This window comes from Bradyrhizobium sp. 27S5 (assembly GCF_037217225.1).
Lineage (GTDB): Bacteria > Pseudomonadota > Alphaproteobacteria > Rhizobiales > Xanthobacteraceae > Bradyrhizobium > Bradyrhizobium septentrionale.
Genome location: NZ_CP147714.1, coordinates 4632093 through 4657792 on the forward strand (window position 1 = coordinate 4632093; position 25700 = coordinate 4657792).

At 64.6% G+C, this 25700-nt stretch carries 26 protein-coding genes and 1 pseudogene; 9 read left to right on the forward strand and 18 right to left on the reverse strand.

Going from position 1 to position 25700, the window contains the following annotated elements; all coding sequences use genetic code 11:
• Positions 1 to 113 precede the first annotated feature (113 nt).
• Complete coding sequence (locus tag WDM24_RS21675) at positions 114 to 347, reverse strand: pentapeptide MXKDX repeat protein (RefSeq protein ID WP_016842498.1); 234 nt, start codon at positions 345 to 347, stop codon at positions 114 to 116.
• Between the two features lie 384 nt (positions 348 to 731).
• Here WDM24_RS21675 and dctP point away from each other — a divergent pair, with 384 nt between their 5' ends.
• The 5 genes and pseudogenes from dctP to WDM24_RS21700 all read left to right on the forward strand — a co-directional run bounded on the left by dctP (position 732) and on the right by WDM24_RS21700 (position 5542).
• Positions 732 to 1754 (forward strand): TRAP transporter substrate-binding protein DctP, encoded by a 1023-nt coding sequence (gene dctP, locus WDM24_RS21680; protein WP_338688515.1) that lies wholly within the window; start codon positions 732 to 734, stop codon positions 1752 to 1754.
• On the forward strand, positions 1751 to 2305 hold the full coding sequence (locus WDM24_RS21685; protein WP_338826786.1) for a TRAP transporter small permease: 555 nt from the start codon (positions 1751 to 1753) through the stop codon (positions 2303 to 2305). Before dctP ends, WDM24_RS21685 begins: the two co-directional genes overlap by 4 nt.
• Complete coding sequence (locus WDM24_RS21690) at positions 2302 to 3660, forward strand: TRAP transporter large permease (protein ID WP_338826788.1); 1359 nt, start codon at positions 2302 to 2304, stop codon at positions 3658 to 3660. The genes WDM24_RS21685 and WDM24_RS21690 overlap by 4 nt, the downstream gene beginning before the upstream one ends.
• A gap of 111 nt (positions 3661 to 3771) precedes the next feature.
• Entirely contained in the window at positions 3772 to 4776 is a 1005-nt protein-coding gene (locus WDM24_RS21695) for an IS30 family transposase (RefSeq protein ID WP_338826790.1), read from the forward strand.
• Positions 4767 to 5542: pseudogene (locus WDM24_RS21700) on the forward strand (IS5 family transposase). The gene WDM24_RS21695 and the pseudogene WDM24_RS21700 overlap by 10 nt, the downstream one beginning before the upstream one ends.
• A 77-nt stretch (positions 5543 to 5619) precedes the next feature.
• Here WDM24_RS21700 and WDM24_RS21705 read toward each other — a convergent pair.
• Together WDM24_RS21705 and WDM24_RS21710 are read right to left on the reverse strand one after the other, a co-directional pair.
• The gene (locus WDM24_RS21705; protein ID WP_338826792.1) at positions 5620 to 5769 is read right to left on the reverse strand and encodes a hypothetical protein; all 150 of its coding nucleotides are present in this window, start codon (positions 5767 to 5769) and stop codon (positions 5620 to 5622) included.
• An 87-nt stretch (positions 5770 to 5856) separates the two neighbouring features.
• Positions 5857 to 6705: an SMP-30/gluconolactonase/LRE family protein gene (locus tag WDM24_RS21710; RefSeq protein ID WP_338826794.1), complete on the reverse strand. Its 849-nt coding sequence runs from the start codon at positions 6703 to 6705 to the stop codon at positions 5857 to 5859.
• A 296-nt stretch (positions 6706 to 7001) separates the two neighbouring features.
• On the opposite strand from WDM24_RS21710, the gene WDM24_RS21715 reads away from it, so the two are divergent.
• Complete coding sequence (locus WDM24_RS21715) at positions 7002 to 9218, forward strand: lytic transglycosylase domain-containing protein (RefSeq protein WP_338826796.1); 2217 nt, start codon at positions 7002 to 7004, stop codon at positions 9216 to 9218.
• A 119-nt stretch (positions 9219 to 9337) separates the two neighbouring features.
• Here WDM24_RS21715 and WDM24_RS21720 read toward each other — a convergent pair whose 3' ends face one another.
• Complete coding sequence (locus WDM24_RS21720) at positions 9338 to 9946, reverse strand: nuclear transport factor 2 family protein (protein ID WP_338826798.1); 609 nt, start codon at positions 9944 to 9946, stop codon at positions 9338 to 9340.
• A 95-nt stretch (positions 9947 to 10041) separates the two neighbouring features.
• On the opposite strand from WDM24_RS21720, the gene WDM24_RS21725 reads away from it, so the two are divergent.
• Positions 10042 to 11079 carry a LysR family transcriptional regulator gene (locus tag WDM24_RS21725; RefSeq protein WP_338826799.1) on the forward strand — a complete coding sequence of 346 codons (1038 nt, stop codon included), beginning with the start codon at positions 10042 to 10044 and terminating at the stop codon, positions 11077 to 11079.
• Positions 11080 to 11093: 14 nt separating this feature from the next.
• Here the strand turns inward: WDM24_RS21725 and WDM24_RS21730 are convergent, their stop codons facing one another.
• The 12 genes from WDM24_RS21730 to WDM24_RS21785 form a co-directional block, all read right to left on the reverse strand.
• The gene (locus WDM24_RS21730; protein WP_338826801.1) at positions 11094 to 11642 is read right to left on the reverse strand and encodes a GrpB family protein; all 549 of its coding nucleotides are present in this window, start codon (positions 11640 to 11642) and stop codon (positions 11094 to 11096) included.
• Positions 11643 to 11684: 42 nt separating this feature from the next.
• A complete protein-coding gene (locus WDM24_RS21735; protein ID WP_338826802.1) occupies positions 11685 to 12653 on the reverse strand; it encodes a tripartite tricarboxylate transporter substrate binding protein BugD in 969 nt (322 codons plus the stop codon).
• Between the two features lie 78 nt (positions 12654 to 12731).
• Complete coding sequence (locus tag WDM24_RS21740; RefSeq protein ID WP_338826803.1) at positions 12732 to 13973, reverse strand: threonine synthase; 1242 nt, start codon at positions 13971 to 13973, stop codon at positions 12732 to 12734.
• Positions 13974 to 14140: 167 nt separating this feature from the next.
• A complete protein-coding gene (gene lpdA, locus WDM24_RS21745) occupies positions 14141 to 15562 on the reverse strand; it encodes a dihydrolipoyl dehydrogenase (RefSeq protein WP_338826805.1) in 1422 nt (473 codons plus the stop codon).
• Between the two features lie 17 nt (positions 15563 to 15579).
• Complete coding sequence (locus WDM24_RS21750; RefSeq protein WP_029080875.1) at positions 15580 to 15822, reverse strand: hypothetical protein; 243 nt, start codon at positions 15820 to 15822, stop codon at positions 15580 to 15582.
• The gene (locus WDM24_RS21755; RefSeq protein WP_165123727.1) at positions 15823 to 15999 is read right to left on the reverse strand and encodes a hypothetical protein; all 177 of its coding nucleotides are present in this window, start codon (positions 15997 to 15999) and stop codon (positions 15823 to 15825) included.
• 12 nt (positions 16000 to 16011) lie between these two features.
• A complete protein-coding gene (locus WDM24_RS21760) occupies positions 16012 to 17370 on the reverse strand; it encodes a pyruvate dehydrogenase complex dihydrolipoamide acetyltransferase (RefSeq protein ID WP_338826808.1) in 1359 nt (452 codons plus the stop codon).
• A gap of 2 nt (positions 17371 to 17372) precedes the next feature.
• A complete protein-coding gene (locus tag WDM24_RS21765) occupies positions 17373 to 17678 on the reverse strand; it encodes a DUF5076 domain-containing protein (RefSeq protein WP_029080873.1) in 306 nt (101 codons plus the stop codon).
• Positions 17679 to 17683: 5 nt separating this feature from the next.
• Complete coding sequence (locus WDM24_RS21770) at positions 17684 to 19081, reverse strand: pyruvate dehydrogenase complex E1 component subunit beta (RefSeq protein ID WP_338688553.1); 1398 nt, start codon at positions 19079 to 19081, stop codon at positions 17684 to 17686.
• Positions 19082 to 19126: 45 nt separating this feature from the next.
• Positions 19127 to 20146: a pyruvate dehydrogenase (acetyl-transferring) E1 component subunit alpha gene (pdhA, locus tag WDM24_RS21775; RefSeq protein ID WP_338826810.1), complete on the reverse strand. Its 1020-nt coding sequence runs from the start codon at positions 20144 to 20146 to the stop codon at positions 19127 to 19129.
• 159 nt (positions 20147 to 20305) lie between these two features.
• Entirely contained in the window at positions 20306 to 20623 is a 318-nt protein-coding gene (locus tag WDM24_RS21780) for an FtsB family cell division protein (RefSeq protein ID WP_029080870.1), read from the reverse strand.
• A gap of 46 nt (positions 20624 to 20669) precedes the next feature.
• Positions 20670 to 21221, reverse strand: coding sequence for an NADPH-dependent FMN reductase (locus WDM24_RS21785; protein WP_338826812.1), 552 nt, complete (start codon positions 21219 to 21221; stop codon positions 20670 to 20672).
• A 256-nt stretch (positions 21222 to 21477) separates the two neighbouring features.
• On the opposite strand from WDM24_RS21785, the gene WDM24_RS21790 reads away from it, so the two are divergent.
• Positions 21478 to 22593 carry a D-alanine--D-alanine ligase family protein gene (locus tag WDM24_RS21790; protein ID WP_338826814.1) on the forward strand — a complete coding sequence of 372 codons (1116 nt, stop codon included), beginning with the start codon at positions 21478 to 21480 and terminating at the stop codon, positions 22591 to 22593.
• A 10-nt stretch (positions 22594 to 22603) separates the two neighbouring features.
• Here WDM24_RS21790 and WDM24_RS21795 read toward each other — a convergent pair whose 3' ends face one another.
• Positions 22604 to 23737, reverse strand: coding sequence for a zinc-binding dehydrogenase (locus tag WDM24_RS21795; protein ID WP_338826816.1), 1134 nt, complete (start codon positions 23735 to 23737; stop codon positions 22604 to 22606).
• 48 nt (positions 23738 to 23785) lie between these two features.
• Complete coding sequence (gene eno, locus WDM24_RS21800) at positions 23786 to 25069, reverse strand: phosphopyruvate hydratase (RefSeq protein WP_338826818.1); 1284 nt, start codon at positions 25067 to 25069, stop codon at positions 23786 to 23788.
• A 123-nt stretch (positions 25070 to 25192) separates the two neighbouring features.
• On the opposite strand from eno, the gene queF reads away from it, so the two are divergent.
• The gene (queF, locus tag WDM24_RS21805) at positions 25193 to 25669 is read left to right on the forward strand and encodes a preQ(1) synthase (RefSeq protein WP_338826820.1); all 477 of its coding nucleotides are present in this window, start codon (positions 25193 to 25195) and stop codon (positions 25667 to 25669) included.
• Positions 25670 to 25700 lie beyond the last annotated feature (31 nt).

Sequence of the window (25700 nt, forward strand, 5' to 3'; positions counted from 1 at the left end):
AGCAGCCTTGAATCTGATTTGCTCCTAAAAGGGAATCCTTAGAGTCCACACCACCTAAGGCGTAACCAGGCCCGCCACCATGGCGGGCCTGCGAATGATGAGCTGTGGCGGCGTCAGTTCTTCTTCATGCCGTCGTCTTTCTTCATCATCGCGCCGCCGTCCTTCTTCATGGCGTCGTCCTTCTTCATCATGCCACCGTCCTTCTTCATGGCATCCTTGGACATCGTGTCTTCCTTCTTCATCGCGTCGTCCTTGCCCATCTTGTCCTGAGCGAAGGCGGCCGGCGCGAGCGCCAGGCTGAACGAGAGCAGCGCGGCGGAAAGGCCGAGGCGGGTCTTGGTGGTCATGTTGGTGATCCCTTGTGAGGTCGAATGTGAGCGCGACGACTTGCCGCTGTCTACTCGACGCACTTGCGCCGGCCGTTGTTACCTCCAATAACAAATTCTTGAAGCATCGCGGCGCGGACGCCCGACGGTTCGTCGCGTGAGGGTTGGAGTGGCGATGCGACGCGGGCGCGCAGTGTGCGCCGCAACAAGGCCACGACTTGCGGCCAGGACTTGCGACCAGGACTTGCGACCAGGACTTGCGACCAGGACTTGCGGCCACATGTCGGCTCGCACTATCAGGGCGCCTCGAACTATCAGACTAGAGAATGTTCAGGTGAAGACCGGCTAAGCTGAAGCGCCGCGCCGGCCTAACAGCCACTCAAGAAGCTCTCAGGGGAAGAAACCATGCTCACACGCCGCCACGTCCTCGCTTCCGCCCTCGCCGCTCCCGCCGTCCTGCGGATGGGCATCGGCACCGCGCATGCCGCGACCACCCTGAAGATCTCGCACCAGTTCCCCGGCGGCACGATCGACAAGGGCGACTTCCGCGACCGGCTGTGCCGGATGTTCGCAGCCGAGATCGCCAAGCGTTCCGGCGGCGAGCTCGCCGCCGAGGTCTATCCGAACTCGTCGCTGATCAAGACCAACGCGCAGTTCTCGGCGATGCGCAAGGGTGCGCTCGATCTCAGCCTCTATCCGATGCCCTATGCCGGCGGCGAATTGCCGGAGACCAATATCGGCCTGATGCCGGGCCTGGTCACGACCTACGACCAGGGCCTGCGCTGGAAGAAGGAGCCGGTCGGCAAGGCATTGAGCGATTTCCTCGCCGACAAGGGCATTCTTTTGATCTCCTGGGTCTGGCAGGCCGGCGGCGTCGCCAGCCGCTCCAAGGCGATCGTGGCCCCCGAAGACGCCAAGGGCCTGAAGGTGCGCGGCGGCTCGCGCGAGATGGACATGGTGCTGCAGACCGCCGGTGCCGCCGTGCTGTCGGTGCCGTCCAACGAGCTCTACGCCGCGATGCAGACCGGCGCCTGCGACGCCGGCATCACCTCCTCCACCAGCCTGATCTCGTTCCGCCTCGAGGAGGTCGCGAAGTCGCTGACCTCGGGCGCCGGCGCCTCCTACTGGTTCATGCTGGAGCCGCTGATGATGTCGAAGGCGATCTTCGACAAGCTGCCGAAGAACCAGCAGGACATCATCCTCACTGTTGGCACCGAGCTCGAGGCGTTCGGCCGCAAGGGCGCGCAGGACGACGACACCGAGGTCACCAAGGTCTACGAGAAGGCCGGCGCCAAGGTCAGCGTCCTCGATGCCGCCATTGTCGGCAAGTGGCGCGACATCGCGCGCGACACCGCGTGGAAGGACTATGGCGCCAAGACGGCGACTTCAGCCAACCTGCTGAAGCTCGCAAGCGACGTCGCCGCATGATCCATGGTCCGGTCGCGGATCAAGACGAAAGCGCAAGCCTGGCCGCGGGCAACACGCCCGTAGCCATGCTTGAGCGCGCGCTGTCAGTCTGCAACAACATCATCGTGGTGTTCGCCGCGCTCGCTCTGATCGCGGCCTGCGCGATCCTGAGCTACAGCGTACTCGGCCGCGCCGTGTTTCACATGGCAAACTACTGGCAGGACGAGGCTGCCGTGTTCCTGCTGGTCGGCGCCACCTTCATGACCTCGGCCTATGTGCAGAGCCAGCGCGGCCATGTCAGCATCGAGGCGTTCGTCGGCCTGCTCTCGCCGCGGGCCAACAGCATCAGGCTGTGGCTGGTCGACGTCGCGAGCTTCGCGTTCTGCGCCTTCTTCGCCTGGAAGTCCTGGACCCTGGCGCACGAGGCCTATGTCGACGGCCAGGTGTCCAACTCGATGTGGTCGCCGCCGCTCGCCATTCCCTATGTGCTGATGGCACTGGGCATGACGCTGCTCTGCGTGCAGATCCTCTTGCAAATCATCCTTCCGCTGACCGGTGGCGCGCGCCGATGACCGTGTTTGGTATTGGCATCTCCTACGGACTTGCCACTTTGTTTGCGATGTTCTCCGGCATGCCGATCGCGTTCGCGCTCGGCGCGGTTGCGGTCGTGTTCATGGCGATCTTCATGCCGGCGGCCTCGCTCGATACAGTGACGCAGAACGTCTACGAGGAGATGGCCTCGATCACGCTGCTGTCGATCCCGCTGTTCATCCTGAAGGGCGCGACGATCGGCAAATCGCGCGCTGGCCAGGATCTCTATTCGGCGCTGCATGCCTGGCTGCACCGCGTGCCCGGCGGCCTCGGCGTCGCCAACGTGTTCGCCTGTGCGCTGTTCGCGGCGATGGCTGGCTCCTCGCCCGCGACCTGCTCGGCGATCGGCTCGGCCGGCATCCCGGAGATGCGCAAGCGCGGCTATTCCGGCGGCTTTGCCGCCGGAATCATCGCCGCCGGCGGCACGCTCGGCATCCTGCTGCCGCCGTCGATCACGATGATCCTGTTCGCCGTCGCAGCCGAGAAATCGCTGGGCCGGCTGTTCCTCGCCGGCATCGGCCCCGGACTGCTGCTCGTGACGCTGTTCGGCGTCTACGCCGTGTATCGCTTCCGCAAGGAATACGCCATGGCGCGCGCCGTCTATGACGCGACCGGCAAGGACGCCGCGATCCTGCAGCACGACGAATTCACCATGGCCGAGCGCTTCAGCGCACTGCCGCGCGTGATCCCGTTCGTGCTGCTGTTGACCGGCGTCATGATCGCGCTCTATGGCGGCTACGCCACGCCGTCGGAAACCGCCGGCCTCGGCGGGCTCTTGGCGCTGGCGCTGATCGCGGTGATCTACAGCGTGTGGAAGCCGAGCGACCTGTCGCCGATCCTGAAATCGACCATCCGCGAATCCACCATGCTGATGCTGATCATCGGCATGTCGCTGCTCTATTCCTATGTGATGAGCTATCTGCACATCTCGCAATCGGCGGCGGAGGCGATCGTCGCGATGCACCTGCCGCGCTGGGAGTTGCTGTTCGCGATCCTCGTGATGGTGATCGTGCTCGGCTTCTTCCTGCCGCCGGTCTCGATCATCCTGATGACCGCGCCGATCATCCTGCCGCCGCTTCGTGCGGCCAATTTCGACATCATCTGGTTCGGCGTCGTCATGACGATCGTGATGGAGATGGGCCTGATCCACCCGCCGGTCGGCCTCAACATCTTTGTCATCCGCAACGTCGCGCCGGACATCCCGTTGAGCGAGGTGATCTGGGGCACGCTGCCGTTCGTGCTGCTGATGATGTTCGCCGTGCTGCTGCTCTGCTTCTTCCCGGAGATCTCGACCTGGCTGCCAAACCTGGTGATGGGGCCGGACGGCGGGCGCTAGGTGGTGTGGACTCTAAGGATTCCCTTTTAGGAGCAAATCAGATTCAAGGCTGCTTTTGGGGAGGCCTGAGTTCACAAACGAAGTGCAACACTTCCTTGAGGAGGTGTTGCGATGGGGCGGAGTTACGAGCAGCTATCCCTGGACGAGCGATGCGAGATTGCCCGGCTTTCGGCCAATGGCAGCTCGGTCCGGCAAATCGCGGCAGCTCTGGATCGCTCGCCATCAACGATCTCTCGGGAGCTGACCCGCAATCGAGGCGTCCAGGTCGGCTACAAACCCAGCTATGCCCAGCAACAGATGCGAGCACGGCGCTGGACGGGCGTACGCCTCGAACGGGAGCCCGGCCTGCGCCGTGCGGTGTTGGAACGCCTGGGTCGGGGCTGGTCGCCCGAGCAGGTCGCCGGCCGGCTGGCCCGCGAACACGGCCGCAAGGTGATCTCCCACGAGACCATCTACCGCTTCATCTACGCCCAGATCCGACGCACCTCGGACTTCAGCTGGCGGCGTTATCTGCCGCGCGGCAAGAGCAAGCGCGGTTACCGCGGCAAGAAGGGCGGCAGCCCCGCAAGCTTCATCGAAGGCCGTGTTTCCTTGGATCAACGGCCTATCGAGGCCGCCGATCGCAGCACTCCCGGTCATTGGGAAGCCGACCTGATGATGTTCTCCAAATACGGTCAGGCCGTCCTGACTGTGCATGAGCGCACCTCGCGCCTGCTGCTCGGCATCCGCCTCGCCAGCAAGGTTGCGCGCGGGGGCGCCCGTCATCTCGTTCGCTTGTTCGCATCCCTGCCACAGGACCTGTGCCAGACCGTCACCTTCGACAATGGCACCGAGTTCGCCTGCCACACGGCGCTGCACCGCCTCGCGATCGAGACCTTCTTCTGCGATCCGCACGCGCCCTGGCAGAAGGGCGGCATCGAGAATGCGATCGGTCGAATGCGGCGCTTCATCCCGCGCAAAACCGACCTCGCAACCCTCCCGACCCGCCGCTTCCATCAGTCCTTCAACGCCTACAACAACACCCCGCGCAAATCTCTTGACTTCCAAACTCCCGCCGAGGCCTTCTCCCAAGTGTTGCACTTCGAGTGTGAATCCACCAGGCCGCCTTGGGTGTGATGGACCGTTTGGTATTGAGCGACGCGGCGTGGGAGCGGATAGCGCCGCTGATCATAGGGCGCCCCGATCAGAAGGGCTCCACCGGGCGCGACAACCGGATGTTCGTGGAAGGTGTGCTGTGGATCGTGCGTACGGGGTCTCCCTGGCGCGATCTTCCGGAGGTGTTTGGGGACTGGAACAGCGTGTTCCGGCGCTTCAGTCGATGGAGCATCAAGGGTGTTTGGTGGCGGATCTTCGAGGCGATGTCCGATGATCCGGACTTCGAATATCTGATCGTCGATTCCACCATTGTTCGGGCGCATCAGCACGCCGCCGGCGCCAAAAAGGGGGGGCTGAAGATCAAGCGGAAGATCAAGCGATCGGCCGCTCGCGCGGCGGCCTGAGCACCAAGATACATATGGCCGTTCGAGGCTTGGGATGTCCGGTGCGGTTCACGCTTACCGCAGGTCAGAAGGGCGATGCACCGCAAGCCGCCGCATTGATCGAAGGCTTATCCGCCGAGGTCGTCATGGCCGATACGGCCTATGACGCCGATCACTTGCGCCAAGCCATCGCCGCCAAAGGCGCGCTCGCCGTGATCCCCAACAACCCGTCACGGGCGCTCAAATATCCACTCGACAAGCATTTCTATGCCCAGCGTCATCTCGTCGAATGCTGCTTCTCAAAGCTCAAGCAGTTCCGCCGCGTTGCAACCCGCTTCGAAAAGACCGCCCGAAATTACCTGGCCGTCGTCACTCTCGCAGCCATCGTCTTATGGATGCGATAAGTGTCCACACCACCTAGAGCATCTTCGAGCGAAGCTGATACCGGCTCACGTGGGGTAAACGCGTCAAGACAGGCGCCTCAGGCCGCCGCCTGCTCGCTTGCCGTTTCCCTTGCCGCCAGCGCCTTCTCGATCCGGCGGATCATTAGCGCCGTCGGACGCCCCTCCCGCTGCAGCCGGCGGAGCTCGTTCCATAGCCTGATGATGTCGCGGTCGCTCTCGGCGTCCATGGGCGCTCTCCCGGAGCGCATCAATCTGAACGAAACGAGAACAAAAATCAAGACCAAAGCGAACCGTCTTGCCGAAGGGGGAGGAACTCACGGATAGCCGTCACCTGGCGTATCGACCTCGACCACATCGATGCGCGACACCGATTTGCCCTTCCGCAGCTCCTCGTAGGACGTCTCCGCGCTCAGGCAGAACAGCGTCCGGCGGTCGGCACCGCCGAGCGCACAGGCAAGCGCGCGGCGGCCGGCGACGCCGATACGCTCACGCTCCTCACCATCGCGATCGATCCGGACAAAGGCATCTTCCGTGAACGATGCGACCCAGACCGCGCCGTCGCGATCAAGGCAGATGCCGTCGGGATCGTTGATGCGGCCGAGCCGCCCGCGCAAATGCAGGCTGCCGTCCGCCGCGATGTCATAGTCGGCGAGGCAGGCGCCATCCATTTCGGCGACGACGAGCCGACGATGGTCGGAGGAGATCGCAATGCCGTTGGGAAAGCGCAAGCCGTCCGCGACAACGCGGGCGCGGCCATCAGGCATCACGAGGATGATCCGGCCGACGGCGCCGCGGCCCTCCGGCGGCGGCAGGTTGAAGCCGAGGTCACCGACATAGGCGCGCCCCTGCTCGTCGATGATCATGTCGTCGATCGTGCCGGTCGCAACCTCAGAGAGATCGGCATAGAGCGACAGTGCCCCATCGCTAAACCGCAGCAGCCGCTTCCTGAACATCGTCAACACGACGACGTCGCCGTCAGGCAGCACGCCGAGACCACAGGGCGTGTCGTCGGTCACCGCCGCGTGCTGCTGCAGCTCGCCCGACGGGCTGATGCTGAGCTGCGTCCGCGCCATGCAGTCGACGAACCAGAGCCGCCCGCGATGCCAGCGCGGGCCCTCGAAATAGCGGCCGCCGTCATGGATGGTGGTGAGGCGAGCGGTCATGACCGACCGGCCGGCAATAGCTGTTCTATCAGTGACATCGGTCCCCCACGGCGCGTTCTGTCGCGAGGATACAACCCAGGAGGGATAGGTCAATGCGTGTGGCGGCCGCGCCTCACTGCCCGAGAGAACCCCGGTTCCCGCGGGTTCCACACGTCACATTCCATATTTCGCCGTGTTTTCCCTGTTGAGTTGCAGCAGCGTTAACACTCGAGAATCGAGGGTAGTGGTAATTTGCGGCCGTTGTGCCGTGTACAACGCGTTCCGTTTGTGCCTGATGGTTTCAGGGGGGCCAGGGAATGAACCGTTGCCTACGTCCGCTGGCGTGTTTCGCCACCGCCGCCGCGCTTGCGCTGCTTCCGGTCCAGGCGACCGCCAAGCCGCATCACCAGCACCAGGCCAAGAGCGGCCACGCCGACAAGAAGGCGCACGGTGCCAAATCCGCACGCGAGAGCACCTCCGGCAAGCGCCGGCATGCCAGGCACGGCGCCGACAAACGCAAATCGGCCAAAACAAAATCGAGCACCAAAACTGAGACCTCGAAGGTATCAGAGCCCGAGAAACCCGCTGGGCCGCAATTGTCCGGCGATCTCGCCACTATCAGGGACGCGATCGTCGCTGCACGCAGGGGCAAGACCAGCGAGGCGACCGATATCCAGGCGAAGATCACCGACCCGGTCGGGCGGAAGCTCGTCGAGTGGTATCTACTGCGCCACTCCGAGTCGAACGCGCCCTACAGCCGCTATGCGACGTTCGTCACCGCCAACCCGGACTGGCCAAGCGTCACGCTGCTGCGCCGGCGGGCCGAGGCACGGATCTGGCAGGAGCGCAGCGATCCGGCCACGGTGCACGGCTTCACCCTCGATCAGCCTGTTAGCGCCAAGGGCAAGTTCGCGCTCGCCCGCACGCTGCTCGCCGAAGGCGACCGCGACGGCGCCACCAAGCTGGTGCGCGAGGCCTGGCGCTCGGAGGATTTGTCCGACCGCACCGAGAGCGACGCCTATGACGCATTCAAGGACCTGCTGACGCGCGACGATCATCGCGCGCGCATGGACAAGCGGATCGGTGCCAAGGACCTCGCCGCCGCCAGGCGCGCGGCGCAGCGGCTCGGCAGCGACGAGCTGGCGATCGTGAAGGCGTGCGGCGCGGTTCGCGGACAATCCAGCAAGGCAGAAGACGCACTCAACGACGTGGCGGCCGATGCCCGCAGCGACCTCGGCTACACGCTGTGCCGGATCCAGTGGCTGCTTGCGAAGAACAGGATCGACGATGCAGCGCGCGTGACGATCGCAGCCGCGCCCGAGACGATGGCGCAGCAGGACACCGACCAATGGTGGCGCGAGCGTCGCATCCTCTCCCGTAAGCTGCTCGACCAGGGCCAGTACCAGACCGCCTATGACGTGATCCGCCCGGCGGCGGCGCCGGACAACCCCTATTACCGCTCCGACATGCACTTCATGCGCGGCTGGATCGCGCTGCGTTATCTCAACGACGCCAAGACCGCCGCGGCGCATTTCGCGCGGATCGACGAGGGCCAGACCAATCCGACCGTGCTGGCGCGTGCCGCCTATTGGCGCGGCCGCGCCGCCGAGGCACTCGGCAACACCGCGGCAATGCGGGCCGACTACCAGGCCGCCGCGCGTTACCCGACCGCCTATTACGGTCAGCTCGCACTGGCCAAGCTCGGCCGTGACGGCGTCGAGCTGCGCGCGCCCTCGCCGGCAGCGAGCGCCGGCAGCACCGCCGCCGACGAGCGGGTCCGCGCCGCCGACATGCTCTATGCGATCGGCGAGCCCGACATCGTGCTCTATTTCGCCGCAGACCTCGCCGAGGAAAGCACAGATGTCGGAATGCTCGAGGCGCTCGGCGAGCTCGCCGGCCGCCGCAACGATGCCCGCGCCATGCTGCAGATCGGTAAGATCGCGCTCGGCCGCGGCTTTGCCTTCGACCATTACGCCTTCCCGGTCATCGGCATTCCCAAGCACACCCCGATCGCCCCCGATATCGGACGCAGCATGACCTACTCGATCGCGCGCACCGAAAGCGCATTCGACCAGCGCGACAAGTCGCCGGCCAACGCGGTCGGCCTGATGCAGGTGACGCCGGAGGCCGGCCGCGACACCGCAAAGCGTTTCGGCGTCAGCTACGACTGGAGCAGGCTGGTCTCCGATCCCGTCTACAACACCCAGATGGGTGCGGCCGAATTGAGCGCGCTGCTGTCGGAATATCGCAACTGCCACATCATGACGTTTGCCGGCTACAACGCCGGCCGCGGCCGCGTCCGCGACTGGGTCAAGGCTTATGGCGACCCGCGCGATCCCAACGTCGATCCAGTCGACTGGGTCGAGCGGATTCCGATCTCGGAGACGCGCAATTACGTGCAGCGCGTGATGGAGAATTTCGCGGTCTATCGTGTGCGCTTCGATGACACCGGAACCGCGGTGGCCAAGAACGAAGCGCGTGTCGTGACGCAGGAGACCAATGCGGAGCCGGCGGCTACAACGCCGCCACAGTGAGATTAACGGACGGCCTCGCACAATCGTCATTGCGAGGAGCGCTAACGGCGAAGCAATCCCTGCCTCCACAAGCGGCAAGCTTCAGCGGACATGCCGCTTCGCTGGCAATGTGGCGGGCTTCAGCCGCGGGCCAGCGCAGCCGCTTGTGCCAAGCTGATGCGATGCACAAGCGGATCGGCGTGTCGATGCACCAGGTGCCAGTCGGCGTCACTCCGACGGTAAACCAACGTCACGCGCAGCGACCAGTCCTGGTCGGGCAGGCCACCGACCTCGCCATGCTGTCGCTCGATCATCGAAAGCACAATGATGTCGCGCGACGCGTAGGACTTCACCAATTCCAGTTTCGTTTCTCCTCCCTTGAAGTATCCGGCAAGCCTCGCGATGTGCTCGGGGCTGGGATCGAATCCTTCCGAGGGGAAACCGCCGAATGGCTGCATCAAGCTAAAGTCGTCACCATGCTTGATCAGGCCGAGATAGGTGGTCATGTCGCCGCGCATGAACGCTGACATCGCCTGTTCGGTGCGCCGGATAAGTTCGTCTGGAGCGCTGTCGGCCGGACCGTTCGGTGCCGCCGCACGGCTTAATGTCTGCTCGTCCGCCGCAGCGCGAACTGCCAGCGGCAGCGCGAGTGCCGCCGCCACCGCCAGCCGCCTGCAAATCCGATCCGATCTGCTCCCTTGAGAGGATTCGTTGTTGCGGTCCGCCCCGCCGTCCACTGGATGGAACATCGTAGAATTCCTCTTTTTCAGCGCCTTGGATAATCTGCACGTGACGAGACTTCTCACTTCGTCTGACCTGAATCCAGTGATATGATTTCAGCGACATGCTGAATGAAATTGATCTTTCCCGTACCGATCTCAATCTGCTGGTCCTGTTCGAGATCGTCATGGAGGAGCGTCATGTCGGCCGATCGGCCGAGCGATTGAACCTGTCGCCGTCGGCCGTCAGCCACGGGCTTGGACGTCTGCGCACGCTGCTTAGCGATCCCTTGTTTCTCAAGACGCCGACGGGCGTCGTTCCGACCGACCGGGCGACCGAACTCGCCGCGCCGATTTCGGAGATACTCGCCCGCGTCAAAGCTGTGATCGACAGTGTCGAACCTTTCGACCCCGCGCGCTCGTCACGCCGCTTCACGATTGGTGCCCCTGACGGCGCGTCATCGGTCTTCCTGTGGCAGCTGCTCCACGACTTGCCCACGCTGGCGCCGCGCATCGATATCTGCATTCGCCAATTGCTGCCGCGGCAAGGCCAGCCTGTACCGAGCTTCGCCTGGAGCGACGCGCTCGCCGAGCTCGACAACCGTGCCATCGACATCGCGGTCATCCCCCTCGGAGACGTCCCCGCACGCTTCACGACGCGCACGCTTTATGAGGAAGACTTCGTCATCGCGATGCGGGCCGGCCATCCGCTCGCAGCCAATCCCACTCCGGCAAACTACTACGCGTCGCGGCATCTCGTGGTTTCGCACTCCGGCGATCCGCATGGCTTCGTCGACGTTGCGCTGGCGGAGCGCGGCTTGTCGCGCCGGATCTCGCTGACCGTTCCGAATTTCATGTTCGCCCTCGCCGTCATCGCCGAGACCGACCTGGTCTCGGCGATTCCACGCCGGTTCGCCGCCATGCACGGCTCCCGCTTCGGCGTGACCTACGTCGATGCGCCGATCGCCCTGCCCCGCTTTGACATCACCTTGGTCGTGCCAAAAGTTGCGATGATGGATGCGGGCGTGGCGTGGCTCGTCAGCACGCTGGCGCAGTTCGGCCAGTCCGCGCCCGCGAGCAGTGGCGAGCGGGTCGTGACCCAGGGACAAATGCAGCGTCGGCGCAGTGAGCGTCGCCGTCATTTCAGGTGGCCGCGCGACTGAGTGAGACCGAAGGATCACCGGCCTCGCTCGGCGCCCCAGGCCAGCGCCCGAGCGGTGGTCGCTTCAACGAACGCGCTCTTGCCGTTGCGATACGCGGCGATGTCGTCCCTGGACGTGCAGGCGAGTTCGCGCTTGACGTCCGCGTAGGCGCGCGCGGCCTCGGGATGGGCGCGGAGATAATCGCGAAACAAAATCAGTTGCTGCCAACGCGGGTGGGACAGCGGCATCACGTGGACATGGTGGGTCCAGGGTCCGGGCGGTCCCTTGCGGAAGAACAGCTCGCCCGGCAGCCATGACTCGTACTGCGGCATATAGGTATGGCCGAGCGTGGCCATCGGCTCGACATAGCGATGTTGCGCCTCATCGAGATCCAGCACGCCAACCAGCAGATCGATGATGGGTTTCGACGGCAACCCCGGCACCGCCGTGCTGCCGATATGCTCGACCGCGAGCGCAAGACCTCCGAGCGCAGCCTGGATCCTCGCCCGCTCCTGATCGAACAACGCCGGCCAGTTAGGATCATAGGCGGAGACAACGATCGCCCCTGCGCCGTATTTCTCCATGAGCTGTCCTTATCGTATGCGTGCCTGAATCGCCAACGGTGCTCAATCCACCTTCACATTGGCGGCCTTGATCATCGGCCACCATTTTGCGATTTCCGCCTTCTGCCAGGTGCCGAGCGCTTCCGGCGTGAGCTGATCCTTCGGCGGCATCTGCAGGCCGAGATTCTCGAGCTGCTTCTGCACGGCGGGGTCGGCCAATGCCTCGACCGCGGCGGCGTTGAGCTTGGCCACGATCTCCTTCGGCGTGCCCTTCGGCACCCAGAGGCCGGACCACAGCGTCATGTGGAAGCCCGGCAGGCCGGCCTCATCGACGGTCGGGACCTCGGGTGCATTCGCCACGCGCTTGGAGTCGGTGACCGCATAGGCGCGGATATTGCCGGCACGGACCTGATTGATCGAGTTCGAGGTCTGGTCGACGATGATGTCGATCTGGCCGGCGACGAGGTCGTTCAGCGCCGGTCCAGTGCCGCGATACGGCACGTATTGCAGCTTGATGCCGGAGACGTTCTCGAAATAGAGCCCGGCGATATGGCTGCCGCTGCCGGCGCCGGCGGTGCCCGCGGTCGGCGGCGCCGGCCGCGACTTCAGCCACTCCAACAGCTCCTTCAGCGACTTCGCCGGCACGGCGTTCTTGCTGACGATGATCATCGGATTGCTCGGCAGCAGCACCACCGGCTCGAGGTCGGCGACGAGGTCGTAGCCGAGCTTGTAGATCGCGCCGTTCGCGACATGGGTGCCGAGATGGCCGAACGAGACGGTGTAGCCGTCGGGCGCCGCGCGCACCGCGCGGCCGACGCCGATCGAGCCGCCCGCTCCGGTCACGTTCTCGATCAGCAGCACCTCGCCGAGCGACTGCTTCATCCGCTCGCCGAGGATGCGCGCCATCGCATCCGACGGACCGCCGGCGGCGAACGGCACCACGATGGTGATCGGATGCGCGGGATAGGTTTCCGCGGAACTGGCCCCCGTGAACGCCAACATCGCCAACACGGCCAGAACCAGCTTCCGCATCACGCTCTCCCTCAATCTTCTTTGTTGTATCATTTTTGAAGGGCCACCTTTCGACAAGATGGCCCTTCGGATGAGGCGTCAGAACTGCGCGAAGTCGATCGGCTTGTGCCGGTCCAGCGTGCGGGTGACCGGCGGTAGCGGGTATTTCAGGCCGCTGGCGCAATTGAACAGCATCACGCGATCGCCCTTCGAGACGCGGCCGTCGGCGAGGCTCTGCGTGTAGGCGGCATAGGTCGCGGCGCCCTCGGGGCACAGCAACAGCCCCTCCTCGCGCGCGACCTCGTTGAGCGCCGCGGTGATCTTGTCGTCATCGACGGCGATCGCGAATCCCTTGCTGTCGCGCACCGCACGCAGGATGAGGAAGTCGCCGATCGCCTGCGGTACGCGGATGCCAGAGGCGATGGTGTGGGCGTCCTCCCAGCGCGCTGCATGCTCGGTGCCCGCCTCATAGGCCCGCACCATCGGCGCGCAGCCGGAGGCCTGCACCGCCACCATGCGCGGACGCTTTGATCCGATGAAGCCGATCTTCTCGAGCTCGTCGAACGCCTTCCACATGCCGATCAGGCCGGTGCCGCCGCCGGTCGGATAGAAGATCACGTCGGGCACGTCCCAGCCGAGCTGCTCGGCGAGCTCGAGGCCCATCGTCTTCTTGCCCTCGATCCGGTACGGCTCCTTCAGGGTCGAAGTATCGAACCAGCCGACCTTGGCCTTGCCCTCGCCGACGATCTTGCCGCAATCGTCGATATAACCGTTGACGCGATAGACAGTCGCGCCCTGCAGCTCGATCTCGCTGACATTGACCTCCGGCGTATCCGCCGGGCAGAAGATCGTGGTCTTGATGCCGCAGGAGGTGGCGTAGGCCGCCAGCGCCGCGCCGGCATTGCCGTTGGTCGGCATCGCCATGTGCTTGATGCCGAGCGCCTTGCCCATCGACACCGCCATCACGAGGCCGCGCGCCTTGAACGAGGCGGTCGGCAACCGCCCCTCATCCTTGACGATGATCTCGCCGCCGCCAAGCTTGGCAGAAAGCCTCGGCAACCGGATCAGCGGCGTCGTGACTTCGCCGAGGCTGACGATGTCCTTGCATTGGCGCACGGGCAGCAGCTCGCGGTAGCGCCACAAATCGGCGGGACGCTGGGCCAGTGCGTCCTTGGTCAGCGCCTTCTTCACCCCGGCAAGATCGTAACGCACCAAGAGCGGCTTGCCGGCCTTGGACAGGTTGTGGACCTGGTCGGCGGGATAGTGATCGCCCTCCATCGCGCATTCGAGGTGGGTGACGAAAGTCGGGCGTTCGATGGTGAGGTTGTCGTTGTCTTTCACGAGGTACTTTCCTTCTTGTTCTTGGTGATGTCTTCCCCGTCACCCTGAGGAGCGCGAAGCGCGTCTCGAAGGGCGACGAGCCCCGCTGCTTGATCCGGGCCGTGCACCCTTCGAGGTTCGCTGCGCTCGCACCTCGGGATGACAGGACTTTTGTTGGCTTCCAAACGTCAAATATTCAGCACACGCCCGTAGGCGTCGAGCACCGCTTCCTTCATCATTTCCGACAAGGTCGGATGCGGGAAGACGGTGTGCATCAATTCCTCTTCCGTGGTCTCCAGATTCATCGCCACGACATAGCCCTGGATCAGCTCGGTGACTTCGGCGCCGATCATGTGCGCGCCGAGCAATTGCCCGGTCTTCTTGTCGAACACCACCTTGACGAGGCCCTGATCCTCGCCGAGCGCGATCGCCTTGCCGTTGCCGACGAACGGGAAGCGACCGACGCGGATCTCGCGGCCGCCTTCCTTGGCCTTGGCTTCGGTCAGGCCAACCGAGGCGACCTGCGGGTTGCAATAGGTGCAGCCCGGGATCAGCAGCTTGTCCATCGGATGCGGATGCAGGCCCTTGATCGCCTCGATGCAGATCACGCCCTCATGCTCGGCCTTGTGCGCCAGCATCGGTGGTCCCGCGACGTCGCCGATCGCGTAGATGCCGGGGACGCTGGTCTTGGCGAGGCCGTCGATCACGATGCAGCCGCGGTCGGTTTTGACGCCGAGCTTCTCCAGTCCGAGATTCTCGATATTGCCGACCACGCCGACCGCCGAGATCACGCGCTCGAATTCTACCGCTTGCGGCTTCTCCTTGCCGTCGTCGATGGTCGCAACGACGCTGTCGGCTTTCTTCTCGAGTTTTGTCACTTTGGTCGAGGTGAGGATCTTGATTCCCATCTTCTCGAAGCGCTTGCGCGCGAGGCCCGCGATCTCGGCGTCCTCGACCGGGAGGATCTGCGGCAGCACCTCAACCACGGTGACGTCGGCGCCCATGGTGTGGAAGAACGAGGCGAACTCGATGCCGATCGCACCCGAGCCGACCACCAAAAGCGACTTCGGCATCCGCTCCGGTACCATCGCCTCGAAATAGGTCCAGATCAGCTTCTTGTCGGGCTCGAGCCCGGGCAGCACGCGCGGCCGCGCGCCGGTCGCGATGATGATGTGCTTGGCCTGATAGCTGCCCTCGCCGCTCGCGCCCTTCGGCGCCTCGACCGCCGACTTCTTCACCGTGATCTTGCCGGGCGCATCGATCGTCGCATCGCCCCAGATCACCGTGACCTTGTTCTTCTTCATCAGGAAGCCGACGCCGTCGTTGAGGCGCTTCGAGACGCCGCGCGAGCGCTGCACCACCGCCTTCGGATCGAACGAGACGTTGTCTGCCGACAGCCCGTAATCCTTGGCGTGCTGCATGTAGTGGTAAATCTCGGCCGAGCGCAGCAGCGCCTTGGTCGGGATGCAGCCCCAGTTCAGGCAGATGCCGCCGAGATAGGATTTCTCCACGATCGCGGTCTTGAAGCCGAGTTGCGCGGCGCGGATCGCGGTCACGTAGCCGCCGGGGCCGGAGCCGATGATGATGACGTCGAAAGATGTGTCGGCCATGGCGGCTCCCGTTCAACTCAACCTGTGGCGCCGCGGGCGCGGCTTCTTGCGATCAATGTCCTGACCAGCCATTCGAGCCCGACCACCACGGCCATGATGACCAGGGCCGTCAGCACGATGGGCTGGGCGATGTTCCGCGCCAGCTGTTCGCCGGCGAAGAACGCAGAGTGCAGCAAATCCAGCCCGACCGGATTGAGCACCAGCGCGGCGGACAACAGCAGCGAGATCCAGGGCCAGCGCGTGCGAACCGTGCCGGCCATTCATCTGTACTCCTGCCATACCGCGCCGAGCACAACGGACCACACCAGCGCCAGCACGCCGATGCCGATCATCATGATCCTGAACTGGATCGTCGATATCAGGTCGCGGTTGACCGCGACGAGCAACGCGACGGCGATGGCGGCGAGCAGGACGTACGGACCTGACATCACGTACATGGCTGATGCCCGTTACACCATCATCATCACGGGATTCTCGATCAGCTGCTTGAAGGCGCCGATCAGCTCCGCGCCGAGCGCGCCGTCGATGGCGCGGTGATCGCACGACAGGGTCACGCTCATCATGTGCGCGACCTCGATCTTGCCACCGCGCACCACCGGACGCTCCTCCGAGGTGCCGACCGCGAGGATCGAGGCGTGCGGCGGGTTGATCACCGCGGTGAAGTGGTTGATGCCGTACATGCCGAGGTTGGACACCGCGGTGGTGCCGCCCTGATATTCTTCCGGCTTCAGCTTGCGGGCGCGGGCGCGCGCGGCAAAATCCTTCATCTCGTTGGAGATGGTCGAGAGCGTCTTGGTCTCGGCCTTGCGGATGATCGGCGTGATCAGGCCGCCCGGCATCGCGACCGCGACGCCGACGTCGGAATGCTTGTGCTTGACCATGCCGCCTTCGGTCCAGCTCACATTGCAGTTCGGAATCTTCTGCAGCGCGACCGCCATCGCCTTGATGACGAAGTCGTTGACCGATATCTTGTAGAGCGGCTTCTTCTCCTTGTCCTTCGGTGCTGACGCGTTGATCTCCTCGCGCGCGGCGAGCAGCTTGCCGATATCGCAGTCGATGGTGAGGTAGAAGTGCGGGACGTTCTGCACCGAGGCGGTGAGACGCTGCGCAATGGTGCGGCGCATGCCGTCATGCGGCACGATTTCGTAGGAGCCCGGCTCGAACAGCGCGAGGATCTGCTTGTCGGACATCGACGGTGCGATGCTTGGCCCCGCGGCGGCGGGCGCAGCCGCCGGCGCCTTCAGGCCCTTGCCGGACTTGGCCTCGTCGACGTCGCGCGCGATGACGCGGCCGTGCGGACCGGTGCCGGTGATGCGCCCGAGTTCGATGCCGGCTTCTCTTGCCAACCGGCGCGCCAGGGGCGACGAGAAGACGCGGGCGTGACCGTTGGCCTGCGCGGCCGGCTGAGGCGCCGCTGCGGGGGCTGCGGCCGGCTGCGGTGCGGGCGCAGCCGCCGGTGCGGGAGCCGCAGCAGGCGCGGCCTGCGCGACGGGCTTCGGTGCTTCGGCGGGCTTGGCCGCCGGGGCAGCGCCACCGCCGGCGCTGGCCGCCGCCTTCACGTCCTCGCCGTCTCCGGCCATCACCGCGATGACGTCGTTGACCGGCACGTCCTGCGTACCCTCGGGCACCAGGATCCTGGCGATCGTGCCTTCATCGACCGCCTCGACTTCCATCGTCGCCTTGTCGGTCTCGATCTCCGCGATCACGTCGCCGGACTTGACCTTGTCGCCCTCTTTCTTGAGCCACTTGGCGAGATTGCCCTTTTCCATCGTCGGCGACAGCGCGGGCATGAGAATATTGATCGGCATTGTCAGTGACCTTGTTGCGACCGCGGTTTGGTTTGGCCCATGTCGGTCGGCCGGGCGATTTCGGCTTCGAACATCTCGACGATGCGCGCGAGCGCCTCGTCCTCGGTGTATTCGCTCTCGCGCGCATAGGCGCGTGCAGCATGGCGGGCGATGTCGACGAGCATCAGCCCCCACATGTCCGGCTCCTCGAAGGCGCGCTGGAACGCGATCGACAGGCCGCCGTCGACGACAAAGGCGCGCAGCACCTCGATGGCGTCCTCGCGGCCCATCACGTCAGGCGGCAGCGGCTGCTCCTTGGGACCGGCCATCGGCGTTACCGGTAGGACACGGCCTTGGCGGCCGCGACCACCTCGGCGACGGAAGGCAGAGCGAGTTTTTCCAGGTTGGCGGCATAGGGCATCGGCACGTCCTTGCCGGAGACGCGCGCCACCGGCGCATCGAGATAGTCGAACGCGTGCTCCATGATGCGCGCCGCGACCTCAGAGCCGACGCCGCTCTGCTGCCAGCCCTCCTCCACCGTGACCGCGCGGCCGGTCTTCTTCACCGAGTTGATGATCGTCTCGGTGTCCATCGGCCGGATGGTGCGCAGGTCGACGACCTCCGCCTCGATGCCTTCCTTGGCGAGTTCATCGGCGGCCTTCAGCGCATAGGACATGCCCATCGCCCAGGAGACGATGGTGACGTCCTTGCCGGCGCGCGCAATCCGCGCCTTGCCGATCGGCACCACGTAATCGGCAAGCTTCGGTACCTCGCCGGTGTGGCCGTACAGCATCTCGTTCTCGAGGAAGACCACCGGATTGGGATCGCGGATCGCGGCCTTGAGCAGGCCCTTGTAGTCGGCGGCCGAGTATGGCGCGATCACCTTCAGGCCCGGGATCTGCGAGTACCAGGCCGCGTAGTCCTGGCTGTGCTGGGCGGCGACGCGCGCGGCAGCGCCGTTCGGGCCGCGGAACACGATCGAGCAGCCCATCTGGCCGCCGGACATATAGAGCGTCTTGGCGGCGGAGTTGATGATCTGGTCGATCGCCTGCATCGCGAAATTCCAGGTCATGAATTCGACGATCGGCTTCAGCCCTGCCATCGCCGCGCCGACGCCGATGCCGGCAAAGCCGTGCTCGGTGATCGGGGTGTCGATGACGCGCCGGGCGCCGAACTCCTGCAGCAGGCCCTGCGTCACCTTGTAGGCGCCCTGATACTCCGCGACCTCCTCGCCCATGATGAAGACGTCGCCGTCGCGCCGCATCTCCTCGGCCATCGCATCGCGCAGCGCCTCGCGGATGGTCTGCGTGACCATCTCGGTGCCTGCGGGAATTTCCGGATCGGGCAGCGCCTCGCTGACCGGCGCGGCCGGCGCCTTCGCCGCGGGCTGCGGCGCTTCCGCCTTGGCTTCGGCAGCAGGCGCGGCCTCCGCGGCCTTCGGCTGCGGCGCGGGAGTTGCGGGCACCTTGGCGAGGTCGGCGGCGCTTTCGCCGTCGGCCAGGATGGTGGCGATCGGCGTGTTCACCGCGACGTCGGCGGTGCCTTCCGGAATCAGGATCTTGCCGAGCGTGCCCTCGTCGGTTGCCTCGACCTCCATCGTCGCCTTGTCGGTCTCGATCTCGGCGATGACGTCACCGGACTTGATGGTCTCGCCTTCCTTTTTCAGCCATTTGGCGAGGTTGCCCTTCTCCATGGTGGGCGACAGCGCAGGCATCAGCACTTGAATGGGCATATCGGCTCCCGAAATCGGTCTTGAAATTCTTCTGCGCGGGTGAGGTCAGCGGTAGATGTCGGTGTAGAGCTCGGACGCATCGGGCTCCGGATCGTGCTGCGCGAAGTCTGCGGCTTCGTTGACGATCTCGCGCACCTCGGCGTCGATCGCCTTCAAGTCCTGCTCGCTGACGCCGGCGGCCAGCAAGCGAGTGCGCACCTGCTCGATCGGGTCCTGATCGTGACGGACCTTCTCGACCTCCTCGCGTGTGCGGTACTTCGCCGGATCGGACATTGAGTGGCCGCGGTAGCGGTAGGTCTGCATCTCCAGAATCATCGGACCATTGCCGCCGCGACACCAGGCCGTGGCCTCATCGGCGGCGGCCTTCACCGCGCGCACGTCCATGCCGTCGACCTGCTTGCCGGGAATGTTGAAGGAGGCGCCGCGCTTGGAGAAGTCCTGCTGCGCCGAGGCGCGCGACACCGCGGTGCCCATCGCATAGCGATTGTTCTCGATGACGTAGATCACCGGCAGCTTCCACAGCTCCGCCATGTTGAAGCTTTCGTAGACCTGGCCCTGGTTGGCCGCGCCGTCGCCGAAATAAGTTACGCTGACGGCATCGTTGCCGCGATAGCGGTTGGCGAAGGCCAGGCCGGTGCCGAGCGACACCTGCGCGCCCACGATTCCGTGACCGCCGTAGAAATGCTTCTCCTTGCTGAACATGTGCATGGAGCCGCCCTTGCCGCGGGAATAGCCGCCACGGCGTCCGGTCAATTCGGCCATCACGCCCCTGGCTTCCATGTCGCAAGCCAGCATGTGGCCGTGGTCCCGGTAGCCGGTGATGACCTCGTCGCCCGGCTTCAGCGCCATCTGCATGCCGACCACGACGGCTTCCTGACCAATATAGAGATGGCAGAAGCCGCCGATCGCACCCATGCCGTAAAGCTGACCGGCCTTCTCCTCGAAGCGCCGGATCAGGAGCATGTCCCGCAGCGCCTTGAGCTCCTGCTCCCTGGTGAATTCGGGCGGCGAGCCAGCCTTCTCCTGCCCTGATTCTTTTGCGACGCTTTTCTTGGGTGCGGCCATGGCAATTCCGGGTGAGAGAAGTCGAAGAACCCTCTCTAACCCAACTCAAATCGCCTTGGAAGGATTGCGTTCGCCGGATGGAATTTTGCTATGCCGCACTGCAACGCAGCGCGACATTTTTGTGATAGTGCGCGAATGTTTTTGAAATTTGAGAACGCGTCAGTTCGACTTATTGATCCGAACCAGATCACGCGGATTTGCGTAGTCGAGCTGGAAGCGTGCACGCTCGTCCAGCATATCGGGATCGACCCGGTCCGAGCGCAACAGCGACACCCGCTGCTCGCCCTCGGCCCGCTCCTTCTTCAGTCGCGCCAGCTCCGAGGTCAGCGCGATGATTTCCTGGTCGAGCTCCTGCCGCGCATTCAGGCCATATTTGCCGGTGTAGGCGTTGACGCCGAAATAGCCGACCATCAGCGCTGCCAGCGTATAGAGGGCAAGGCCGGACAGAATCGATTTGAGGCGCGTGCGGGAAACCATGGCCGCGAAGATGCGGCCATGGCGGTTAATGGAATGCTAAATTTGATTAGCCGTTCTGCTTCTCGACGAAGGCTGCGAAGGCGACGAGGTACTGCTGCAACACGGTCTTGAGCGAGTCCTTGGTCAGCTCGCCCTGGTCGTCGAAGGCATCGCCGACGCCGTTGAGGTAGGTTTCCGGCTGGCCGAGGATCGGGCCGGAAATGCCCGGCAGGATGTTCTGCAGGTGCTTCGCCGCGCTGACGCCGCCGAGCGGGCCCGGCGAGTTGGAGATGATGCCGGTCGGCTTGCCCTGGAATGAGCTCTTGCCATAGGGCCGCGATGCGACGTCGATGGCGTTCTTCAGCACGCCCGGGACCGAGCGGTTGTATTCAGGGGTCACGAACAGCACGCCGTTCGACTTCTGCAGCTTCTCGCGGAAGGCCAGCCAGTCCGCCGGCGGCGCCGCCTCGAGGTCCTGATTGAAGAAGGAAATGCCCTCGAGGGTCGTCACGTCAAGCTTCAGCGAGGCCGGCGCGAGCTTGGCCAGCGCATTGGCGATCTTGAGCGAGAAGCTCTGCTTGCGGATGCTGCCGACGATGGTGACGATGTTATAGGCCATAGCTAGTCCCCTGGGGTGCACGTGAAACCGGATTGGTGGTCCTCACCTACCGATACGCCGAGAAAGATGCAAGTGCATGAATCGCCCAATTCTGGAAACGCAGCGTTTGCAAAACTGACCTGAACACCGGGGCCTCGCCCATCCAGGTGGCCCTGAAACGCCGGTCTGGAGCATATGTAGCAAATTGTCGACATCTTCGTCCGAGCATACTGCCGCGGATTCCTGCATCACCTGCCTACCGCCGAGAGGCTAAACAATGCCAGAGCGCAAGACACGGGTCGCAATCCTGTTCGGTGGCCGTTCCGCCGAGCACGACGTCTCGCGGGCGTCGGCCGCCAACGTGCTTCGCTCGCTCGACCCGGATCGCTATGACGCCACCGCGATCGGCATCACCCGCGATGGCCGCTGGATTGTCGCCGATGCGGGAAACGGCGCCGGCGCAGGTGGCGGCGCGTTGACCATTCCGGACCATGGACCGCAACTCGCGATGCTGCCGGGCGGACAGGGCCGCGTCGTGGTGCTTCAGGAACAGGCGACGGGGCCTGCGGAATTGTCGGCCTTCGACGTCGTCTTCCCGGTCCTGCATGGCCCGAACGGCGAGGATGGCACGGTGCAGGGCGCGCTGGAATTGTCTGACGTCGCCTATGTCGGCTCGCGCGTGATGGGCTCTGCGGCCGGAATGGACAAGGACGTCGCCAAGCGCCTGATGCGCGAGGCGGGATTGCCGATCGTCCCCTTTGTCGCGATGTCGAGCGCGGCTCCCATCAGCTATGACGACGCGGTCAGCGCGCTGGGGTCGCAGGAGGTCTTCGTCAAGCCGGCCAACATGGGATCATCGGTCGGCGTGTCGAAGGCGCGCACCGCGGAGGAGTTCGAGGCCGGCTGCAGATTGGCATTCCGCTTCGACACGAAGATCCTGATCGAGCGCTGTGTCGCGCCGATCCGGGAGGTCGAGTGCTCCGTGCTCGAGGATGCCGAGGGTCGCATCCGTGCCTCCCAGCTCGGAGAAATCGTTCCATCCGACAAGCACGGCTTCTACTCCTACGACGCGAAGTATCTGGATGCCGATGGCGCGCTGCTTCAGGTGCCCGCCAGCGTCCCGCCTGCCATCGCCGAAACCATCAGGGAGCTCGCGATCAAGACGTTCAGGGTGCTGGGCTGCGAAGGCATGGCTCGGATCGACTTCTTCCTGCACGGCGAGCAGGCATTCGTGAACGAGGCAAACACCCTGCCCGGCTTCACCAACATCAGCATGTATCCGCGGCTGTGGGAGGCCAGCGGCCTGCCGCAATCCGGGCTGATGGACGTCCTGATCGGCCACGCCCTGGAGCGCCACAAGCGCTCCAGGAAGCTGGCATTCGAGCGCGAATAGAGGCCGTCCGTTACTTGTTCGGGTTGATCAGGAATTTCTCGCCGGTCGCGCGCTTGCCGTAGACGGCGATGTTGTCGAGCTGCAAGGTCTCCTGCAGCGAGACCACCTTGGTGTAGTGGCTGGCGAAAGTGGTCTTCAGCTCGGCCACCACGCGCTGGCGCAGCTTGTTGCCGGCCTCCGGACCGATCTTCATCAGGAACGGGAACAGCAGCCAGCCGCCGATACCCCAGGCCATGCCGAAGCCGCGCGGCAGCTGGATATCGCGGGTGTCGAGGCCGCCATAGACATAGACCTGCTTGTGCACGTTCGAACCGTAGCGGCTGTAAGCCTTGGCGGTCTTGTTGATCGCGGTCTCCATCGCGACCAGGATCTGGCCCGCGAGCTTGCCGCCGCCGATCGCATCGAAGGCGATGGTCGCGCCGGTCTCGACCAGCGCGTCGGTGAGCTTGTCCATGAAATCGGGCGCGCTGGAATCGACGACATGCTTGGCGCCGATCCTATGCAGGATCTCGGCCTGCTCCCTGTTGCGCACGATGTTGACGAGGCCGATGCCGTCTTTGAGGCAGATCTTGTTGAGCATCTGGCCGAGGTTGGATGCGGCGGCCGTGTGCACCAGCGCCTTGTGCCCCTCGCGCCGCATCGTCTCGGTCATGCCGAGCGCGGTCAACGGATTGACGAAGCAGGACGCGCCTTCCGCCGGGGTGATGCCGTCGGGCAGCGGCAGGCATTCGTTGACGCGCAGCGTGCGGTATTGCGCATACATCGCGCCGCCGATCATCGCGACGGTGCGGCCCATCAGCGCTTTCGCCGCGTCCGACGAGCCGGTCCTGATCACGACGCCGGCGCCTTCATTGCCGACCGGCATCGACTCGTCGAGCCGCGCGGCGAGGCCAGGCAGCGCCGCTTCCGGCACGCGGGCGGTCACCACAGGCAATTCCCTGCTGCCGGAGGCCTTGGCGGCCGCCATGTCGGCCGGGCCGATCAGGAGCCCGAGGTCGGACGGATTGATCGGGGTCGCCTCGACCCGGACCACGACCTCGTCGGGTCCAGGCTCGGGGGTCGGGACATTGACCAGCGATATCTCGAGTTCGCCATTCTTCTTGAGCAGCGAACGCAGCTGCAGACCGCTCTTGCCGTCACTCATCCCGACCTCCCTTTTTTGCGTTTGTTAGGCTCCGATCAAGTTGGGGCGTTACGCCAGTGCCTTCAAGGCCGCCCTGCCCGCGTATTTCGCCTGGGTACCGAGTTGCTGCTCGATCCGCAGCAGCTGGTTGTACTTGGCGGTGCGGTCGGAGCGCGCCAGCGAGCCGGTCTTGATCTGACCGCAATTGGTGGCGACCGCCAGATCAGCGATCGTGGAGTCCTCGGTCTCGCCGGAGCGGTGCGACATCACGGCGGTGTAGCCCGCCTTGTAGGCCATCTCGATCGCGGCGAGCGTCTCGGTCAGGGTGCCGATCTGGTTGACCTTGACCAGGATCGAATTGCCGCGGCCGTTCTTGATGCCGTCGGCAAGCCGCGTCACATTGGTGACGAACAAATCGTCGCCGACCAGCTGGCACTTCTTGCCGATCGCATCCGTCAGCTCCTTCCAGCCGTCCATGTCGTCCTCCGACATGCCGTCCTCGATGGTGACGATCGGATAGCGGCTAACCAGGTCGGCCAGATACTTGACCTGCTCCGAACGCGAGCGGGTCTTGTTCTCGCCGCCATAGACGTAGGATCCTTCCTTGAAGAATTCGGTGGAGGCGCAGTCGAGACCGAGCAGGACGTCGCCGCCGGCCTTGTAGCCGGCCTTGCCGATTGCGTTCATGATGAACTCGAGCGCGGCGTCGGCCGACGGCAGGTTCGGCGCAAAACCACCCTCGTCGCCGACATTGGTGTTGTGGCCGGCCTTCTTCAGTTCGCCGCGCAGCGTGTGGAAGATTTCCGAACCGCAACGCAGCGCCTCTGCAAATGACGTGGCACCGACCGGCAGGATCATGAATTCCTGGAAGTCGATCGGGTTGTCGGCATGCACGCCGCCATTGATGATGTTCATCATCGGCACCGGCAGCGTCCGCGCCGAGGTGCCGCCGACATAACGATACAGCGGCATGTCGAAGGACTCGGCGGCCGCCTTGGCGCAGGCCAGCGAAACGCCGAGGATGGCATTGGCCCCAAGCCGGCTCTTGTTCGGCGTGCCGTCGAGATCGATCATGATCTGGTCGATCGCGACTTGCTCCTCGACGGCCTGGTCGCTAAGTGCCTCGAAGATCTCGCCGTTGATGGCGGCAACCGCCTTCTCGACGCCCTTGCCGAGATAGCGCGACTTGTCGCCGTCGCGCAGTTCCACCGCCTCGTGGGCGCCGGTAGAGGCGCCTGACGGCACCGCCGCGCGACCTATCGACCCGTCCTCCAGCACCACATCGACCTCGACCGTGGGATTACCGCGGCTATCCAGGATTTCGCGGCCGATGATGTCGACGATGTCAGTCATGAGAACCTCTTGTGGCAGTGGTGAGGGGGCGGATGGCGGTGCTTCTAGCGCAATGCATCGAGGGGGAAAAGGCCGGGTGACGGGGGCGCCATCATTGGCTAAGAGGACGCCACGGAGACCCGAATGGTGAAGAAATCCAGCAAATCAACGACCTCCCCCGGCCTGCAACTCGGCCGTGCGGTGGAATGGCCCGACGCGCCGGAAAAGGCGCAGCTCGACCGCGTGCCCAATCCGCAGGCTGGTACCGATTATCTGGTGCGCTTCACGGTGCCGGAGTTCACCTCGATCTGCCCGGTGACGGGACAGCCGGATTTCGCCCATCTGGTGATCGACTATGTGCCGGGCCGCTGGCTGCTGGAATCCAAATCGCTGAAACTGTTTGCCGCGAGCTTCCGCAACCATGGCGCATTCCACGAGGACTGCACGGTCATGATCGGCCGGAGGATATCAGACGAGATCAAGCCGAAATGGCTGCGCATCGGCGGCTACTGGTATCCGCGCGGCGGCATCCCGATCGACGTGTTCTTCCAGACCGGCCGGCTGCCGAAGGGCATCTGGGTTCCCGATCAGGGCGTCGCGCCCTATCGCGGGCGAGGCTAGGTCGGGCACACGTTAATTTCGGCCTCCCTGC

Bases quoted from the DNA above. Each gene is read 5' to 3' on its own strand.
- WDM24_RS21675 (WP_016842498.1), bottom strand. From the start codon at position 347: ATGACCACCAAGACCCGCCTCGGCCTTTCCGCCGCGCTGCTCTCGTTC.
- dctP (WP_338688515.1), top strand. From the start codon at position 732: ATGCTCACACGCCGCCACGTCCTCGCTTCCGCCCTCGCCGCTCCCGCC.
- WDM24_RS21685 (WP_338826786.1), top strand. From the start codon at position 1,751: ATGATCCATGGTCCGGTCGCGGATCAAGACGAAAGCGCAAGCCTGGCC.
- WDM24_RS21690 (WP_338826788.1), top strand. From the start codon at position 2,302: ATGACCGTGTTTGGTATTGGCATCTCCTACGGACTTGCCACTTTGTTT.
- WDM24_RS21695 (WP_338826790.1), top strand. From the start codon at position 3,772: ATGGGGCGGAGTTACGAGCAGCTATCCCTGGACGAGCGATGCGAGATT.
- WDM24_RS21705 (WP_338826792.1), bottom strand. From the start codon at position 5,769: ATGGACGCCGAGAGCGACCGCGACATCATCAGGCTATGGAACGAGCTC.
- WDM24_RS21710 (WP_338826794.1), bottom strand. From the start codon at position 6,705: ATGACCGCTCGCCTCACCACCATCCATGACGGCGGCCGCTATTTCGAG.
- WDM24_RS21715 (WP_338826796.1), top strand. From the start codon at position 7,002: ATGAACCGTTGCCTACGTCCGCTGGCGTGTTTCGCCACCGCCGCCGCG.
- WDM24_RS21720 (WP_338826798.1), bottom strand. From the start codon at position 9,946: ATGTTCCATCCAGTGGACGGCGGGGCGGACCGCAACAACGAATCCTCT.
- WDM24_RS21725 (WP_338826799.1), top strand. From the start codon at position 10,042: ATGCTGAATGAAATTGATCTTTCCCGTACCGATCTCAATCTGCTGGTC.
- WDM24_RS21730 (WP_338826801.1), bottom strand. From the start codon at position 11,642: ATGGAGAAATACGGCGCAGGGGCGATCGTTGTCTCCGCCTATGATCCT.
- WDM24_RS21735 (WP_338826802.1), bottom strand. From the start codon at position 12,653: ATGCGGAAGCTGGTTCTGGCCGTGTTGGCGATGTTGGCGTTCACGGGG.
- lpdA (WP_338826805.1), bottom strand. From the start codon at position 15,562: ATGGCCGACACATCTTTCGACGTCATCATCATCGGCTCCGGCCCCGGC.
- WDM24_RS21750 (WP_029080875.1), bottom strand. From the start codon at position 15,822: ATGGCCGGCACGGTTCGCACGCGCTGGCCCTGGATCTCGCTGCTGTTG.
- WDM24_RS21755 (WP_165123727.1), bottom strand. From the start codon at position 15,999: ATGTACGTGATGTCAGGTCCGTACGTCCTGCTCGCCGCCATCGCCGTC.
- WDM24_RS21760 (WP_338826808.1), bottom strand. From the start codon at position 17,370: ATGCCGATCAATATTCTCATGCCCGCGCTGTCGCCGACGATGGAAAAG.
- WDM24_RS21765 (WP_029080873.1), bottom strand. From the start codon at position 17,678: ATGGCCGGTCCCAAGGAGCAGCCGCTGCCGCCTGACGTGATGGGCCGC.
- WDM24_RS21770 (WP_338688553.1), bottom strand. From the start codon at position 19,081: ATGCCCATTCAAGTGCTGATGCCTGCGCTGTCGCCCACCATGGAGAAG.
- pdhA (WP_338826810.1), bottom strand. From the start codon at position 20,146: ATGGCCGCACCCAAGAAAAGCGTCGCAAAAGAATCAGGGCAGGAGAAG.
- WDM24_RS21780 (WP_029080870.1), bottom strand. From the start codon at position 20,623: ATGGTTTCCCGCACGCGCCTCAAATCGATTCTGTCCGGCCTTGCCCTC.
- WDM24_RS21785 (WP_338826812.1), bottom strand. From the start codon at position 21,221: ATGGCCTATAACATCGTCACCATCGTCGGCAGCATCCGCAAGCAGAGC.
- WDM24_RS21790 (WP_338826814.1), top strand. From the start codon at position 21,478: ATGCCAGAGCGCAAGACACGGGTCGCAATCCTGTTCGGTGGCCGTTCC.
- WDM24_RS21795 (WP_338826816.1), bottom strand. From the start codon at position 23,737: ATGAGTGACGGCAAGAGCGGTCTGCAGCTGCGTTCGCTGCTCAAGAAG.
- eno (WP_338826818.1), bottom strand. From the start codon at position 25,069: ATGACTGACATCGTCGACATCATCGGCCGCGAAATCCTGGATAGCCGC.
- queF (WP_338826820.1), top strand. From the start codon at position 25,193: ATGGTGAAGAAATCCAGCAAATCAACGACCTCCCCCGGCCTGCAACTC.